The sequence below is a fragment of the Micromonospora qiuiae genome (genome assembly GCF_016863555.1).
Lineage (GTDB): Bacteria > Actinomycetota > Actinomycetes > Mycobacteriales > Micromonosporaceae > Micromonospora > Micromonospora qiuiae.
Map to the genome: position 1 here is coordinate 1 of NZ_BOPC01000057.1, position 14807 is coordinate 14807.

Below are 14807 nucleotides of genomic sequence, written 5' to 3' on the forward strand. Positions count from 1 at the left end.
GCGGCCGGTGTACCGCTTCGCGATGCTCACCACCAGCCGGAGGTTGGCCTCCAGCAGATGGTCTTTGGCCGCCCGGCCCTCCTGGGCGACCAGTTCCAGGTCGGCGCGCAACTCCGCCGAGACCGGAGTGCAGGTGGCCAGTTTCTCGTCGGCGAACAGGCCGGCCTCGACGCGCTTCGCGAGGTCGACCTCCTCGGCCGCGGTCAGCAGCTTCCGCCGGCCGATTCCGTTGAGGTACGCCCGGACCAGGTCGGTGGAGACGCCACGCTCGTCGGTGGCGTCCAGGTCGGTGAGGGTGTCGAGGCCGGGCTCGACGTCGTTGCTGGCGCGCGTGCGGTGCTCCGTCATCTGCAGGGCCATCTGTTGTCTCCCCGTTCCACGTCCGTGCCGTGTCGCTGCGGCAGAGTTCTGCCGGTGACGAACAGCTTGGCGGGTGGGGCGTAAAACGGGAGTGAGGCGATCGGAGACCCGACAGGGAAATCTTCGCCGGCCCGCTCGGTTCGGCCGTTCGGGCGGCCGGGCTTGTCAGCGCCGGTTACCGTGCCACCGGCCCGCCGGAAGGCGGCGTGGCCGCGCCTCGAACGGGCGCGACGACCATCAAGCGACGGAGGCGATCGTGGTCTTCAGGCGGCTCATGCAGGCGGTGGGGGTTGGCGGCCCGTCCGTGGAGACGGTGTTGGCGAACCCGAACTGCCGTCCCGGCGGGCAGTTGACGGGCAGCATCGCGGTGACCGGCGGCGACCACCCGGTCGATGTCTCGTACGTCGCGCTCGGCCTGCTCACCAGAGTCGAGGTGGAGAGCGGCGACAACGAGTACACGACCAACCAGGAGTTCCACCGGCAGCAGGTGACCGGACCGTTCCGGCTGGAGACGGGGCAGCGGTACGACATCTCGTTCCAGTTCGACGTGCCCTGGGAGACCCCGGTCACCGAGCTGTACGGGCAGCACCTGCACGGGATGACGATGGGACTGCGTACGGAGTTGGAGGTGGCCCGCGCGGTCGACAAGGGTGACCTGGACGCGGTGGCGGTCCACCCGCTACCTGCCCAGGAACGTCTGCTGGAGGCGCTGCTGCGGCTCGGTTTCCGGTTCGCCCGGGCCGATGTGGAACGGGGACACATCTACGGCGTGCACCAGATGCTGCCGTTTTACCAGGAGATCGAGTTCTACCCGGCTCCGCAGTACGCCGGCGCGATGAACCAGCTGGAGGTCACTTTCGTCGCCGGCCCTCGGCAGATGGAGGTGGTGCTGGAGCTGGACAAGCGCGGTGGCCTGTTCACCGAGGGCCGGGACGTCTTCGGCCGGTTCACTGTCGACCAGGCGACGGTCGACCAGGTCGACTGGGCCTCCCAGCTCGACGGCTGGCTGCGCCAGTCCCTGCGTCGTCGCGGCCTGTTCGGCTGACCCCCACCCCTGGTCGATCATGAAGTTGTTGCCTCGGCAGCGAGCCCTGCCAGGCCAGAGGCGTGCGGTCAGAGATCGAGCAGCACTGTGCGGGGGCCGACGTTGACGCTTTCCACCAGCATGTGGGCGCGGAAGCGGCCGGTCTCGACCTTGGCGCCACGCTGACGCAGCTCCGCGACCACCGCCTCGATCAGCGGTTCGGCCACCTCGGCGGGGGCCGCCATGGTCCAGCTCGGGCGGCGTCCCTTGCGGGCGTCGCCGTAGAGGGTGAACTGGCTGACCACCAGGATCGGGGCGCCGATCTCCGCAGCGGACCGCTCGTCGTCCAGGATCCGCAGCTCGTGCACCTTGCGGGCCATCGTCCGGGCGGTCTCGGCAGTGTCGCTGTGGGTCACCCCGAGCAGCACCAGCAGCCCGTCGGAGATCGCACCGACCACCTCGCCGTCGACCGTGACGCTGGCCCGGCCAACAGTCTGCACCACAGCCCGCATCAGAGCACCACCGTCCGCATCAGAGCACCACCGTCCGCATCAGAGCACCACCGTCCGCATCAGAGCACCACCGTCAGACATCAGGGCGCCCCACCGGCTCGATGAGGCCGCGTTCGACCAGGTGCGCCACGATGGGGCCGGCCGTCTCGGCCAGTTCCTCGACGGCCACGTCGTGCGCGACGGCGAGCAACGCGAGCTGGTCGCGCAGCGGCAGCCGGCCGTCGGCCCCGCCGACCAGCGCCAGCACCAACGGGTCGACCTCCTCGGTCCAGCGCAGTCCGTGCGGCATGGTGAGCACCTGGCGGTCCACCCCCCACCCGTCTTCGCCCATGGTCGCCTCCTGGTGCAGTCGGAGCCCGTCGGCGGCACGGTACCGCGTGTCCAACAGCCCGTCGGTGTCCCGTCCGCGCAGCCAGTCCTGCCGGTCGAACCAGGCGGCGATCTGGTCGCCCATCGGCGCCTGCACCCGCTGGCGCAGGTCCTCCACCCGCAGCACCGGGTCGTGATGTCCGCTGCGGCGCAGTGAGACGATGCCGAAGCCGATCGCCTCCACCTTGTGTGCGTCGAACCAGTCCAGCCAGTTGGCCATCCGCTGCGGGTCGGCCGCCTCGCCGACGTCCGTCAGCCACAGGTTGACGTACGCCATCGGGTCGGCGACCTCGCGCTGGATCACCCAGGCGTCCAACCCGGAGCCGGCGAACCAGCCGGCCACCCGCTCGCCCCAGTCCTCGCCGGTGACGTGGACCCAGTTTGCCAGGTACTGCATGGTGCCACCTTCGGTGAGCAGCCCCGGTGCGGCGGCGGCCAGTTCGGCGCCGATCGCGTCGCCGACCCGGCCGGAGTCCCGGTAGACGTGCGTGGTGGTTCCCGGCCCGACCACGAAGGGCGGGTTGCTCACCACCAGGTCGAAACGGCGGCCGGCGACCGGCGCCACCAGGTCGCCGTGCAGCAGCTCCCAGTCCTGGCCGTTGAGCGCGGCGGTGGTGGCGGCGAACCGCAACGCACGCCGCGAGACGTCGGTGGCGGTGACCCGCTGGGCGTGGGTGCTCAGGTGCAGCGCCTGTACGCCCGATCCGGTGCCGAGGTCGAGTGCGGTCTGTACCGGTCGGCGGACCGCCGCGCCGATCATCGTCTGCGTCGCCCCGCCGATGCCCAGCACGTGCTCGGCGTGCAGTGGTCGGCCCGGGCGGGCACTCGCCGGCACGTCCGCGAGCACCCACCAGTCGTCGCCGTACGGTTCCAGATCCAGGCCCATCCGCATCCCGTCGCCGTGCCGCTCGATGATCCCCGCCGAGAGCGCGTCGGCGATGGACAGCGGTGCCAGCGCGGCGGCCACGGCGTTCTCCGGCTCGGTCTGTTCGCAGATGAACACCCGGATCAGAGTGGCGAGTGGGTCACGGTCGGTGGTGGCGCGCAGCGCGGCCCGGAAGTCGTTACGGGCGACTCCGCCGGTGGCCTGTGAGCCGAGCCGGGTGGCGATGCCGTTCGCGGTGAAGTTCGCCCTGACCAGGGCGATCCGCAGGGCCTCGACCCCGGCCGGGGAGAGCAGCATGTCGTGTTCGTCCACGCCGCAATCCTGCCTGGTGGCGCCGGCCGCGGCGGGTCCACCCGTGACATTCACAAAGTATCGACGAGCATCTCTGTCATATCCATCGATCAAGCGCTAGCATCTCCTCCAACTCAGTCGATGGTGTGACCCGCCCGCCAAGAGCCCGGCGGGTCGCATCGGTAAGGGAGGCAGCAGATGCCATCAGGGTTCACCGCGCGACGGCGCCTCATCCGGGCGTTCGCCGTCGTCACCGCCGCGGCGGCCATCTCGGCGGCCAGCACCACCCCAGCGTTGGCCGCGCCCACCGGCGAGATCCAGGGCGCCGGTGCGCCGAACGCGATCAGCGGCAGCTACCTCGTCGTCCTTCGCGCCGACGCGGTCGGCGCCGCCGGCACCTTCGCCGCCCGCACCTCCGTGCCGACCCGGGCCGGCGCGCTGACCAAACGGTACGGCGGCAGCATCGCCGACGTGTACAGCGCCGCGCTGACCGGCTTCGCCGCCAAGATGACCGAGTCGCAGGCCCGCCGGCTCGCCGCCGACCCCGCCGTCGCGTACGTCGAGCAGGACCAGATCCTCACGGTGCAGGCGACCCAGAGCAACCCGACGTGGGGTCTGGACCGCATCGACCAGCGGAACCGGCCACTGAGCAACAGCTTCACCTACCCGAACACCGCCTCGAACGTGCGGGCGTACATCATCGACACCGGCATCCGGACCACCCACAACGACTTCGGTGGCCGGGCCACCTGGGGCACCAACACGGTGGACAGCAACAACACCGACTGCAACGGCCACGGCACCCACGTCGCCGGCACCGTCGGCGGCAACACCTACGGGGTGGCCAAGCAGGTGCGCCTGGTGGCGGTGAAGGTGCTCAACTGCTCCGGCAGCGGCAGCACCACCGGTGTGATCAACGGCGTCAACTGGGTGACCGCCAACGCGGTCAAGCCCGCGGTGGCGAACATGAGCCTGGGCGGCGGCGCCAGCACCGCTCTCGACAACGCGGTGGCCAACTCCATCAACTCGGGAATCACCTACGCGTTGGCCGCGGGCAACTCCAACGCCAACGCCTGCAACACGTCCCCGGCCCGCACCCCGGCCGCGTTGACCGTCGGCTCGACCACCAGCACCGACGCCCGCTCGTCCTTCTCCAACTACGGCACCTGCCTCGACCTGTTCGCGCCCGGGTCGAGCATCACGGCGGCCTGGCACACCAGCAACACGGCCACCAACACGATCAGCGGTACCTCGATGGCCTCGCCGCACGTGGCCGGCGCCGCCGCTCTCGTGTTGGGCGCCAACCCGTCCTGGTCGCCGTCGCAGGTCAGCAGCTACCTGACCAGCAACGCCACCACCGGCGTGGTGACCAGCCCCGGCAGCGGCTCGCCGAACCGCCTGCTGTTCGTGGTCAACTGACCGGCACGTGAACCGGCCCGGCGGACGGCTCGACCTGTCCGCCGGGCCGCTTCGCGCCAGGGAAGACCCGCGCCGCGCCGTCCACGTGCACCGTCACCTCGCCGCCGAGGGACACGGCGACGTCGCCGTCCAGGATCCGGGCGGTGATCCGGGTGCCGTCGGCCAACCGGAGCCCGACCAGCGCGTCGTGGCCGTGGAATTCGTGCCGCAGGACGGTCGCGGTGACCGCGCCCGGACCGGCGGCGAAGCGTACCTGCTCGGGCCGGACCAGCACGGTGACCGGGCCGTCCGCCACCGCGCCGGCGACCGGGACGACACCGAGAGCGGTCCGCGCCGATCCGTGCTCGACGACCGCCGGCAGCAGCACCGCGTCGCCGACGAATCCGGCCACCCACGGGTCGGCCGGCTCGCGGTAGATGGTGGTCGGCGTGCCGGCCTGGATCACTCGTCCGTCGCGCAGCACCGCCACCTGGTCGGCCACCGACAGCGCCTCGCCTTGGTCGTGGGTGACCAGCACGCCGGTCGCGCCGTCGGCGCGCAGCGCCTCGCGTACGTCGTGCCGCAGCCCGGCGCGCAGGCCCGCGTCGAGAGCGCTGAACGGCTCGTCCAGCAACACCACCGACGGTCGGGGCGCCAGCGCGCGGGCCACCGCCACCCGCTGCTGCTGCCCGCCGGAGAGCTGATGCGGCATCCGGCCGCCGTATCCGGCGAGCCCGACCAGCGCCAACACCTCCTCCACCCGGTCGGAGCGCCGGGTGGCCCGGTCGAGGCCGTAGCCGACATTGTCCGCCACGCTCAGGTGCGGAAAGAGCGCGCCTTCCTGCGGCACCACCGCGATGCTGCGCCGGTGCGCCGGCAGGTGCTTGCCGCCGCCCGCCACTCGCGTGCCGTCGATGCGGATCTCGCCGGCGTCCAGCCGCTCGAAGCCGGCCAGGCAGCGCAGCAGCGTGGTCTTGCCGCATCCGGACGGGCCGAGCACGGCGGTCAGCTGGCCGGACGGCACGCCGAGATCCACACCGGCCAGGGCAGTGACCCGCCCGTACCGCTTGACCACGCCACCGAACACCACGTTGCTCATGCCAGCACTCCGCTTCGCTGCGTGCCGTCATGATTCGCGCGCTGGCGCTCGCTCATGCCGAGACTCCATCTTCCTTGTCGAGCAGGCCGCTGCGGGCGACCAGCAACCAGGTGGGCAGTGCCGAGATCGCCACCAGCAGCGCGGCGTAGGGGGCCGCTGCGGCGTACGCACCGACGGCCGTACTGGTCCACAGCTCGGTGGCCAGGGTGTCCGTCCCGGTGGGTCGCAGCAGCAGGGTAGCGGGAAGCTCCTTCATGCCGGTCAGGAAGACCAGCGCGGCGCCCGCGCCGATGCCGGGCAGGGTCAGCGGCAGGGTCACCGTCCGCAGCACGGCCCAGGGCCCGCGGCCGAGCGAGCGGGCCACCTCCTCCAGCCCGGTGGGGGACTGGGCGGCGGCGCCGGCCACCGCACCGACCGCCAGCGGCAGGAACAGCGTGGCGTACGCCAGCGCCAGCAGCCACCGCGTCTGGTAGAGCGGGTACGCCACGTTGATGCCGAAGAAGATCAGCGAGAGACCGATCACCACGCCGGGCAGGGCATGGGCCAGGTACGCCAGCCGGTCCACCACGGTGGTCAGCGGACCCGGCGCGCGGGCCGCGAGCAGGCCCAGGGGCAGCGCCAGCAGCATGGTCAGCGCGGTGCCGGCGAGCGAGACGGTCAGGGAGTTCCCGGCCGCGGCGAGCACCTCCGGCAGCGCCCCCGGGCGGGACACCCCGGCGGCGAGCCGTTGGCCCAGGCTGACCGCCGGCACGCCGAGCGCGAGCCCGGCGACCCCGAGCAGCGCCACCGTGACCGGCCAGCGGGCCGCCCCGAGCGGCAGTCGCGGCGCGGCCCGCCGGGCACCGCCGAGGCGGGCGTAACGGGCCCCGCGCCGGCGGGTGGCGGTCTCGCCGGCCAGCAGCAGCACGGTCAGCACCACCAGCACGCAGGAGAGCACCAGTGCTCCGGTGCGATCGAAGCCCAGGTCGAAGGCGACGAAGATGGCCCGGGTGAAGGTGTCGGCGCGCAGGATGGACACCGCACCGAAGTCGGAGAGCACGTAGAGGGCGACCAGCAACGCCCCGGCGGCGGTGGCCGGGCGGATCTGCCGCAGCGTCACCGCGGTGAAGGTCTGCCAGCCGCTGCGTCCCAGCGATCGGGAGACCTCCTCCTGGGCCGGGTCCGCGCCACGCAGCGCGGCTGCCACCGGCAGCAGCACGTACGGGTAGGAGCAGAGCGTGAGCACCAGCGCCGCCGGCCAGAAACCCTCCAGCCGGGGCATCGCGGAGACCCAGGCGAAGGCGGCGATGTAGGTGGGTACGGCCAGCGGCAGCGCCGCCAGCACGGCGAAGGCCCGACGGCCGGGCAGGTCGGTGCGGGTGACCAGGAACGCGGTGCCGACGCCGAGCAGCACGCAGGCCGCGGTGACCACGCCGGCCAGCCCGAGGCTGCGCAGGGCGAGCAGTCCGACGCGTTCGGTCCACAGTTCGGCGACGATCCGGTCCCAACCCGCCTCGGCGGTGCGTACCGCGAGGTAGGCGAGCGGGATCAGGGCGACCGCCACCGCGGCGGTGGAAGCCGCGAGCAGTGCGGGCCGCGGTGCCAGTCGCCGCAACCGTCCGGGAACGCCGGACCGGGCCGACCCGGTGCGGGTCGGCCCTGCGATGGTCGGCGTGGCGGTCAGGGAACGAGCCCCGAATTCTTGATCATGGTCACCGTGGCGTCCAGCGTGTCCAGGTCGTTCAGGTCGATCTCCGGCACCGCCAGCTCGGCCAGCGGCGGCACGTACGCCGGGCCGTGCACGCCGGCGACCACCGGGTACTCGAAGGTCTGCTCGGCGAAGTAGGTCTGGGCCTCGGTGCCGAGCAGGAAGTCCACGAACTTCTGTACGTCCGGATCGCTGGCGGAGCGGTTGAGCACCCCCACGCCGGCCACGTTCACCAGGGCGCCGGTGTCACCGCCGGGGAAGAAGTGCAGCTTGACCTTGAGCCCGTCCGGGGTGCTGCCCTGCTCCTTGGCGACCTCGCCCAGATAGTAGTGGTTGACCAGGCCGACCGGGACGGTGCCGCTGTTCACGTCCTCGACGATCTTGACGTTGCCGTCGCGGATCTGCGGGTCGTTGGCCTTGAGCCCGGCCAGGAACTCCTCGGCCTTGGCGTCGCCGTGCTGCACCCGGATCGCGGTGACGAACGCCTGGAACGAGGCGTTGGTCGGGGCGAGGGCGACCTTGCCCTTCCACTGCGGGCCGGTCAGGTCGAAGACCGACTTCGGCAGCTGGTCGGCCGGAACCAGATCCGGGTTGTAGGCCAGCACCCGGGCCCGCGCGCTCACGCCGACCCACTGACCGCTGCCGGCGCGGTAGGTCTGCGGCACCTTCGCCATGGTCGCCTCGGGCAGCGTGCTGAACATGCCCCGCTTGGCGACGGTGCCCAACGCGCCGGCGTCCTGGGCGAAGAACACGTCGGCCGGGGACTTGTCGCCCTCCTCGACGAGTTGGGCGGCGAGCTGCGCGGTGCTGGCGTAGCGCGGCCGCACGGTGATGCCGGTCTGCTCGGTGAACTTCTCCAGCAACGGCTTGACCAGCTGCTCGTTGCGGCCGCTGTAGACGGTGATCTGCCCGTCGTCCGGTTTGCCCGGGTCGGTGCTGTCCTTCCCGCCGGATCCGCAGGCGGCCAGGCCGAGGGTGAGCACGCCGACGGCGAGCAGTGCGGTGGTGGTGCGGCGGTGCAGTCGCACAGTGAGCCCCTTCTCCCGGCCATGATGACCGACGGGGCGAAGTTAGCACAGCCTAACCTCACTCGAGAATCGGAGTGAGTGGTGAATCACGTAAGCCCGCGATCAAAGGGCAGGATGGTGGGCATGACGCTCGTGCTGCCCATCGACCCGGAGGCCAACCAGTTGCTGCTTCGCAGCCCGCTGGCCCTGCTGACCGGGATGGTCCTTGACCAGCAGGTCCCGATGGAGAAGGCGTTCTCCTCGCCGTACGTGCTGACTCAGCGGCTCGGCCACGACCTGGACGCCCGGAAACTCGCCGAGTACGACCCGCAGGCCCTGGTGGCGCTTTTCGCCCAGCCGCCGGCGCTGCACCGTTTCCCCAAGGCGATGGCCGCCCGGGTCCAGGAGGTGTGCCGGCTGCTCGTCGAGCGCTACGACGGCGACGCCGCCCGGCTCTGGGCCGACCCGGCCGACGGCAGTGAGTTGCTCGCCCGGATCGCCGCCCTGCCCGGATTCGGCCGGCAGAAGGCACAGATCTTCCTCGCCCTGCTCGGCAAGCGGTTCGGTGTGCGACCGCAGGGGTGGCGGGAGGCGGCCGGCGACTACGGCGACCCGGACGTCCACCGGTCCGTCGCCGACGTCACCGACGCCGAATCGCTGCGCCTGGTTCGCGAGTACAAACAGCAGATGAAGGCAGTGGCGAAGGCGGCAGGAGCTGGATCTGCTGCCCGCCGGACGAACGTGCCACGCACGTGACAGGCAGCCACCGTCGAGGATTCTCGCCGCTCGCTCACTCGTGGTGACAGGATGGGAGCGACCCCTGAGGAGGCACACGGTGAAGCGTCAGGCGTACCGACCGATCCTCATCACCGACGCTGCCCGCAGCCAGGACGACCAGCTCACCACGCGGCAGCGGCGGTACGTCATGATGATGGCCGTCCGGGTGGCCTGCGTGATCGTCGGCGCGATCCTGGTGGGCGCGAAGGCGCCACTGCTCTGGCTCTGGCTCCCGCTGGTCGCGTTGGGCATGGTCATCGTCCCGTGGCTCGCGGTGATGCTGGCCAACGACCGGCCGCCGAAGGAGCAGCACCGGCTGGCCACCCGGCTGCGGTCCGGCGCGGCGAAGGACGTTCCGCCGATGAGCCTCACCGCCGAGGAACGGCCACACAAAGTCATCGACGCCGAGCCCTGACCGGCACCGACGGCACGGTGGCCGGCTGGGGTCAGTGGGCCGGGCGGGCGCCGAGTTGAGAGACGGCCGCGGCGCCCAGATCGGTGCCCCGGCCCAGGGCGGCGTCCGGCCCCGCCCCGGAGAGCCAGGCGGCCAGGAGCCCGGCGGCGAACGCGTCTCCCGCCCCGGTCACGTCGACCGCGGCCACCCGGTGGGCCGCCGCCACGGCGACCGTGCCGTCCCGGTCGACCCAGGTCGCGCCGGCGGCACCCTGCTTGACCACGACCCGCCGCGCCGACGCGGCCAGCGCCCGGCCCTGAGCCGCCGGATCGAGCCCGCCGGCCAGCACGGCCGCCTCGTCCGTGTTCACCAGCAGCAGGTCGACCTCGCGTATCCAGGAGAGGAAGGCTGCCGCACCGACCGCCCGCAACGGCGCTGCCGAGGCGGCGTCGACGCTGGTGGTGAGGCCGCGCTCGTGGGCTCCGGCCAACGCGCGCAGGCCGGCCGGGCGGGAGCCGGCGTCCAGCAGGGTGTACCCGGACAGGTGCAGGTGCGTGGCCTCCGGCGCGCTGTCGAGCGCGGCGTCGACCTGCTCCGGACGCAGTCGAAGGTTCGCGCCACGCTCGGTGAGCATGGTGCGTTCGTCATCGACGGCCAGCACGATCACCGTGCCGGTGCCGCAGCCGGCGATCCGGTCCACCGCGCAGTCGACGCCGCTGGCAACCAGCTCCGCCGTCCGCTCCCGGCCGGCGGGGTCGTCACCGACCGCGCCGACCAGGGTCACCGGCACCTGCTGGGCGGCGAGCCAGCAGGCGGTGTTGGCGGCCTGCCCGCCCCCGGTGGAGCGGATCGTCGCCGGGGTGTCCGAGCCGGTCGCCGGCGGGCCGTCCAGCACCGCCACCACGTCGGTGATCACGTCACCGACGACCAGGACCCGGCCGCTGCTGCGCGGACCGGTGCGCCCGCTCACGTCGGCGTGTCGGCCCGTCGGGTGGCGGCGGCGACCGCGATCCGGGCGGCGAGGTCGGCGTTGCGCAGGATGATCCGTACGTTGACCGCCAGGCTCGCGCCCTCGGTGGCGGAGTGGAAGTGGGCCAGCAGGTACGGCGTCACGGCCTTGCCGCTCACCGCGTCACGCTCCAGCCGGGCCAGCCCTTCGGCGAGCGTACGGTCGTGCAGTTCCGGGTCGAGCTGTTCGTCGACGGGCAGCGGGTTGGCGACGATCAGGCCGCCGTGCTGCACGCCGTGCCGCTCACGGGCGGCCAGCACGTCGGCGACCAGTTCCGGCGAGTCGACCGACCAGTCCAGGTCGAAGCCGCCGTCGGTGATGAAGAAGCCCGGGAACCGGCGGGTGCGGTAGCCCACCACGGTCACTCCCAGGGTTTCCAGGCGTTCCAGGGTCGCCCCCACGTCGAGGATCGACTTGACCCCGGCGCAGACCACCGCGATGGGCGTCCGGGCCAGGGTGGTCAGGTCGGCCGATTCGTCGAAGGTCTGCGCGGCCTCGCGGTGTACCCCGCCCAGGCCGCCGGTGGCGAAGACACCGATCCCGGCGGCGGCGGCCACCGCGCTGGTCGCGGCCACGGTCGTGGCGCCGTCCGCGCCGGTCGCGGCCGCCACTGCGAGATCGCGTACGGAGAGTTTGGCGACCCCGTCGGCGGTGGCCAGCCGGGTCAGCTGGGCGTCGTCGAGGCCCACCACGAGTTCACCGCCGACCATGCCGATGGTGGCCGGTACCGCACCTGCGTCCCGGACGGCCTGTTCGATCTGCCGGGCCACCCGGAGGTTGTCGGGGCGGGGCAGGCCGTGCGAGACGATGGTGCTCTCCAGGGCGACCACGGGACGGCGCTCGTGCAGCGCCTGGGCCACCTCGGCACCGAGACGAAGGGGAAAGTGGGTCACAATCGCCCACCGTAGCGTGCCGTCCCGGCCCGCTCAGCTGGACCGGGGTCCCGGTGACCTGCCAGACTTGTCCGTCGGAGGTGCAGACGTGAGCACAGAGGTTCTCGAACGTCCGGAGTTGAAGGACGCCGACACCGGTCCGGAGATGTTCCACTACGTCCGGAAGGAGAAAATCGCCGAGAGTGCCGTCATGGGCACCTTCGTCGTGGCGCTGTGCGGGGAGGTCTTCCCGGTGACCAAGTCACCCAAGCCAGGTTCGCCGGTCTGCCCGAAGTGCAAAGAAATTTACGACTCGTACGCCGAGTGAGCCCGCGTCGGGCGCGTAGCCTGCGGCGGTGACCACCTCCACCGCCCTGCTCCTGGCCGACCTGGCCGGGGTCGCGGTCTTCGCCGCCTCGGGTGCCTCCGCGGCGGTGGCGAAGCGGCTCGACCTGTTCGGTGTCGTCTTCGTGGGTTTCGTCGCAGCCCTCGGCGGCGGGATCGTCCGGGACCTCGTGATCGCCGAGGTTCCGCCGCTGGCCTTCGCCGACTGGCGGTACGCGGGCACCGCCGCAGTGACCGCGGCGGCGATCTTCTGGCTGCATCCGCAGTTCGCCCGGTTGCGTACCACCGTGCTGGTGCTGGACGCGGCCGGGCTCAGCCTGTTCACCGTGACCGGCACCGTCAAGGCGCTCGAGGCCCAGGTGCCGCCGGTGGGCGCCGGCCTGATCGGCATGATCACCGGGATCGGCGGCGGGCTCGTCCGGGACCTGCTGACCGGTGAGATCCCGGTGGTGCTGCGGCGGGAGATCTACGCCCTCGCGGCACTGGCCGGCGCGATCCTGGTGGTGCTCCTGGAGGGCCTGGGGCACACCGGGCCGATCCCGCTCACCGCTGCGGCGGTGCTGGTCTTCGGCGTACGTCTGCTGGCCCTGCGCCGGCGTTGGTCGGCGCCGGTGCCGCCGCTGCGACCGCCACCCACCGGCGCCCCCGGGCCGCCACCGCAGTGATTTACCCCGCGATCGAGTGGGGCGTGGTGCGTTGCCCGCGCCGAACCGGCGGTGCGCCGGCGCAGTGGTGAACAGCACGGCCCGACCGGAGTGGCGTCGAGTGGGGGCGACGGCCGCCGCTGGTTATGCTGAGTCGGCCTTCGCGGCTAGGGATGCGCGGAGGCGTTTTCATGGGGGCGGCACAGTTCTTCGGCCCGGTCGCCGGCCTGCGGCCGGGCCATCGTGCGCCTCGGAGAGGAGCCAACGCGTGGCAGCCCGGACGCCGGCGCTCGAGACGTTTCCGCCTCTACGGGCATGGCAGCGCAAGGCGATGGTGGAGTATCTGCGCCGTCGTAGCGAGGATTTCACCGCGGTCGCCACGCCTGGCGCCGGCAAGACCACCTTCGCCCTGCGGATCGCCGCCGAGCTGCTCGCCGACGGTACCGTCGAGGCGGTCACCGTGGTCGCGCCGACCGAGCACCTGAAGAACCAGTGGGCGGCCGCGGCGGCCCGGGTCGGCATCCAACTCGACGCGGCGTTCCGCAACGCCGACCTGCACTCCTCGGCCGACTTCCACGGTGCCGTGGTCACCTACGCCCAGGTCGGGGTGGCACCGCAGGTGCATCGGCGGCGCACCATGACCCGGCGGACCCTGGTCATCCTGGACGAGATCCACCACGCCGGTGACTCGCGTACCTGGGGCGACGGGGTGAAGTCGGCCTTCGAGCCCGCGGTACGCCGGCTGATGCTGACCGGTACCCCGTTCCGCTCCGACGACAATCCCATCCCGTTCGTCACCTACGAGCGCGGCGACGACGGTCTGCTGCGGTCGCGTGCCGACTCGGTCTACGGCTACTCGGACGCGCTGCGCGACGGCGTCGTGCGGCCGGTGCTGTTCCTGGCGTACTCGGGGGAGACCCGGTGGCGTACCAACGCCGGGGAGGAGTTGGCGGCCCGGCTGGGCGAGCCGATGACGCAGGATCTGGTCGCGCAGGCCTGGCGTACCGCCCTGGACCCGGCGGGCGACTGGATGCCGCAGGTGCTCCGGGCCGCCGACGCCCGGCTGACGGTGCTACGCGGGGCAGGCATGCCCGACGCGGGTGGTCTGGTCATCGCCACCGACCAGCAGTCGGCCCGTTCGTACGCCAAGCTCATCGAGCAGGTCACCGGGGAGAGAGCCGCGGTGGTGCTCTCCGACGACGTGGGCGCCTCGGCCCGGATCGCGACGTTCGCGGCATCCGAGCAACGCTGGCTGGTCGCGGTGCGGATGGTGTCCGAGGGCGTCGACATTCCCCGGCTGGCCGTCGGCGTCTATGCGACCAGTGCCAGCACCCCGCTGTACTTCGCGCAGGCGATCGGGCGGTTCGTCCGGGCCCGCCGACCCGGGGAGACCGCGTCGGTCTTCCTGCCCAGCGTGCCGCATCTGCTCGTGCTGGCCAGCGAGATGGAGACCGAGCGGGACCACGTGTTGGGCAAGCCGTCCGACCGGGAGGGCTTCGACGACGACCTGCTGGAGCGGGCCCAGCGCGACGATCAGGCCAGCGGCGAGTTGGAGAAGCGCTTCGCCGCGCTCTCCGCCACCGCCGAGCTGGATCAGGTGATCTTCGACGGTGCCTCCTTCGGCACGGCGGCCCAGGCGGGCACCCCCGAGGAGGAGGAGTACCTGGGCCTGCCCGGGCTGCTCACCCCCGAGCAGGTGGCGGCGCTGCTGTCCAAGCGGCAGGCCGAGCAGTTGGCCGCCCAGCGGCGTCGGGCGGCCGAGCGGCAGTCCGAGCCGTCTCCGGCGACGACCGCACCGGCGCCGATGAGCGCCGCCCAGCGCCGAGTGGCGCTGCGCCGTCAACTCAACGCCCTGGTGGCCGCCCAGCACCACCGCACCGGCCAACCGCACGGCAAGATCCACGCCGAGTTGCGCCGCCTCTGCGGTGGTCCACCCAGCGCTCAGGCCACCATCGAACAACTCGAAGAACGCATAGCCACCGTCCAAACTCTCTGACCTCGCCCGTCCCTCGCCCCGCCCCCTCCCAGGGCGGTTGATCATGAAGTTATTGGTGCGGGTAAGCGCTTTCCGAGGCAACAACTTCATGATCAACCCCGGGAAATGGCCGGGGGGAGGGGGAGGGGGGAGGGGGA

The 14807-nt window shown here is 72.1% G+C and carries 15 protein-coding genes; 7 read left to right on the forward strand and 8 right to left on the reverse strand.

Annotated features, from left to right (window positions below; genetic code table 11):
- On the reverse strand, positions 1-360 hold a 360-nt coding region (locus Vqi01_RS20240; RefSeq protein ID WP_275408831.1), incomplete at its 3' end, for a sigma-70 factor domain-containing protein.
- Between the two features lie 256 nt (positions 361-616).
- Between Vqi01_RS20240 and Vqi01_RS20245 the strand changes: the two genes are divergently transcribed.
- Complete coding sequence (locus Vqi01_RS20245) at positions 617-1405, forward strand: sporulation protein (protein ID WP_204036395.1); 789 nt, start codon at positions 617-619, stop codon at positions 1403-1405.
- Positions 1406-1473: 68 nt separating this feature from the next.
- Here the strand turns inward: Vqi01_RS20245 and dtd are convergent, their stop codons facing one another.
- Entirely contained in the window at positions 1474-1896 is a 423-nt protein-coding gene (gene dtd, locus Vqi01_RS20250; RefSeq protein ID WP_204036396.1) for a D-aminoacyl-tRNA deacylase, read from the reverse strand.
- Positions 1897-1969: 73 nt separating this feature from the next.
- The gene (locus Vqi01_RS20255) at positions 1970-3463 is read right to left on the reverse strand and encodes a DUF7782 domain-containing protein (protein WP_204036397.1); all 1494 of its coding nucleotides are present in this window, start codon (positions 3461-3463) and stop codon (positions 1970-1972) included.
- Positions 3464-3640: 177 nt separating this feature from the next.
- Here Vqi01_RS20255 and Vqi01_RS20260 point away from each other — a divergent pair, with 177 nt between their 5' ends.
- Entirely contained in the window at positions 3641-4861 is a 1221-nt protein-coding gene (locus tag Vqi01_RS20260) for a S8 family peptidase (RefSeq protein ID WP_204036398.1), read from the forward strand.
- Here the strand turns inward: Vqi01_RS20260 and Vqi01_RS20265 are convergent.
- The 3 genes from Vqi01_RS20265 to Vqi01_RS20275 all read right to left on the reverse strand — a co-directional run bounded on the left by Vqi01_RS20265 (position 4854) and on the right by Vqi01_RS20275 (position 8654).
- On the reverse strand, positions 4854-5939 hold the full coding sequence (locus Vqi01_RS20265; protein WP_204036399.1) for an ABC transporter ATP-binding protein: 1086 nt from the start codon (positions 5937-5939) through the stop codon (positions 4854-4856). The two genes, Vqi01_RS20260 and Vqi01_RS20265, sit on opposite strands and share 8 nt — an antisense overlap.
- Before the next feature lie 52 nt (positions 5940-5991).
- Entirely contained in the window at positions 5992-7533 is a 1542-nt protein-coding gene (locus Vqi01_RS20270) for an ABC transporter permease (protein ID WP_204036400.1), read from the reverse strand.
- A 65-nt stretch (positions 7534-7598) separates the two neighbouring features.
- Positions 7599-8654: an iron ABC transporter substrate-binding protein gene (locus Vqi01_RS20275; RefSeq protein ID WP_204036401.1), complete on the reverse strand. Its 1056-nt coding sequence runs from the start codon at positions 8652-8654 to the stop codon at positions 7599-7601.
- Between the two features lie 114 nt (positions 8655-8768).
- On the opposite strand from Vqi01_RS20275, the gene Vqi01_RS20280 reads away from it, so the two are divergent.
- Together Vqi01_RS20280 and Vqi01_RS20285 are read left to right on the forward strand one after the other, a co-directional pair.
- On the forward strand, positions 8769-9389 hold the full coding sequence (locus tag Vqi01_RS20280; protein WP_204036402.1) for an HhH-GPD-type base excision DNA repair protein: 621 nt from the start codon (positions 8769-8771) through the stop codon (positions 9387-9389).
- 79 nt (positions 9390-9468) lie between these two features.
- A complete protein-coding gene (locus Vqi01_RS20285; RefSeq protein ID WP_204036403.1) occupies positions 9469-9825 on the forward strand; it encodes a DUF3099 domain-containing protein in 357 nt (118 codons plus the stop codon).
- Positions 9826-9856: 31 nt separating this feature from the next.
- Here Vqi01_RS20285 and Vqi01_RS20290 read toward each other — a convergent pair whose 3' ends face one another.
- Positions 9857-10774: a carbohydrate kinase family protein gene (locus Vqi01_RS20290; RefSeq protein WP_204036404.1), complete on the reverse strand. Its 918-nt coding sequence runs from the start codon at positions 10772-10774 to the stop codon at positions 9857-9859.
- Entirely contained in the window at positions 10771-11706 is a 936-nt protein-coding gene (locus Vqi01_RS20295; RefSeq protein ID WP_204036405.1) for a pseudouridine-5'-phosphate glycosidase, read from the reverse strand. Before Vqi01_RS20295 ends, Vqi01_RS20290 begins: the two co-directional genes overlap by 4 nt.
- 88 nt (positions 11707-11794) lie before the next feature.
- Here Vqi01_RS20295 and Vqi01_RS20300 point away from each other — a divergent pair, with 88 nt between their 5' ends.
- The 3 genes from Vqi01_RS20300 to Vqi01_RS20310 all read left to right on the forward strand — a co-directional run bounded on the left by Vqi01_RS20300 (position 11795) and on the right by Vqi01_RS20310 (position 14670).
- On the forward strand, positions 11795-12013 hold the full coding sequence (locus Vqi01_RS20300) for a DUF3039 domain-containing protein (RefSeq protein ID WP_204036406.1): 219 nt from the start codon (positions 11795-11797) through the stop codon (positions 12011-12013).
- Between the two features lie 28 nt (positions 12014-12041).
- Entirely contained in the window at positions 12042-12695 is a 654-nt protein-coding gene (locus Vqi01_RS20305; RefSeq protein WP_204036407.1) for a trimeric intracellular cation channel family protein, read from the forward strand.
- A 247-nt stretch (positions 12696-12942) separates the two neighbouring features.
- Entirely contained in the window at positions 12943-14670 is a 1728-nt protein-coding gene (locus tag Vqi01_RS20310) for a DEAD/DEAH box helicase (RefSeq protein WP_204036408.1), read from the forward strand.
- The last annotated feature ends 137 nt before the right edge of the window (positions 14671-14807 follow it).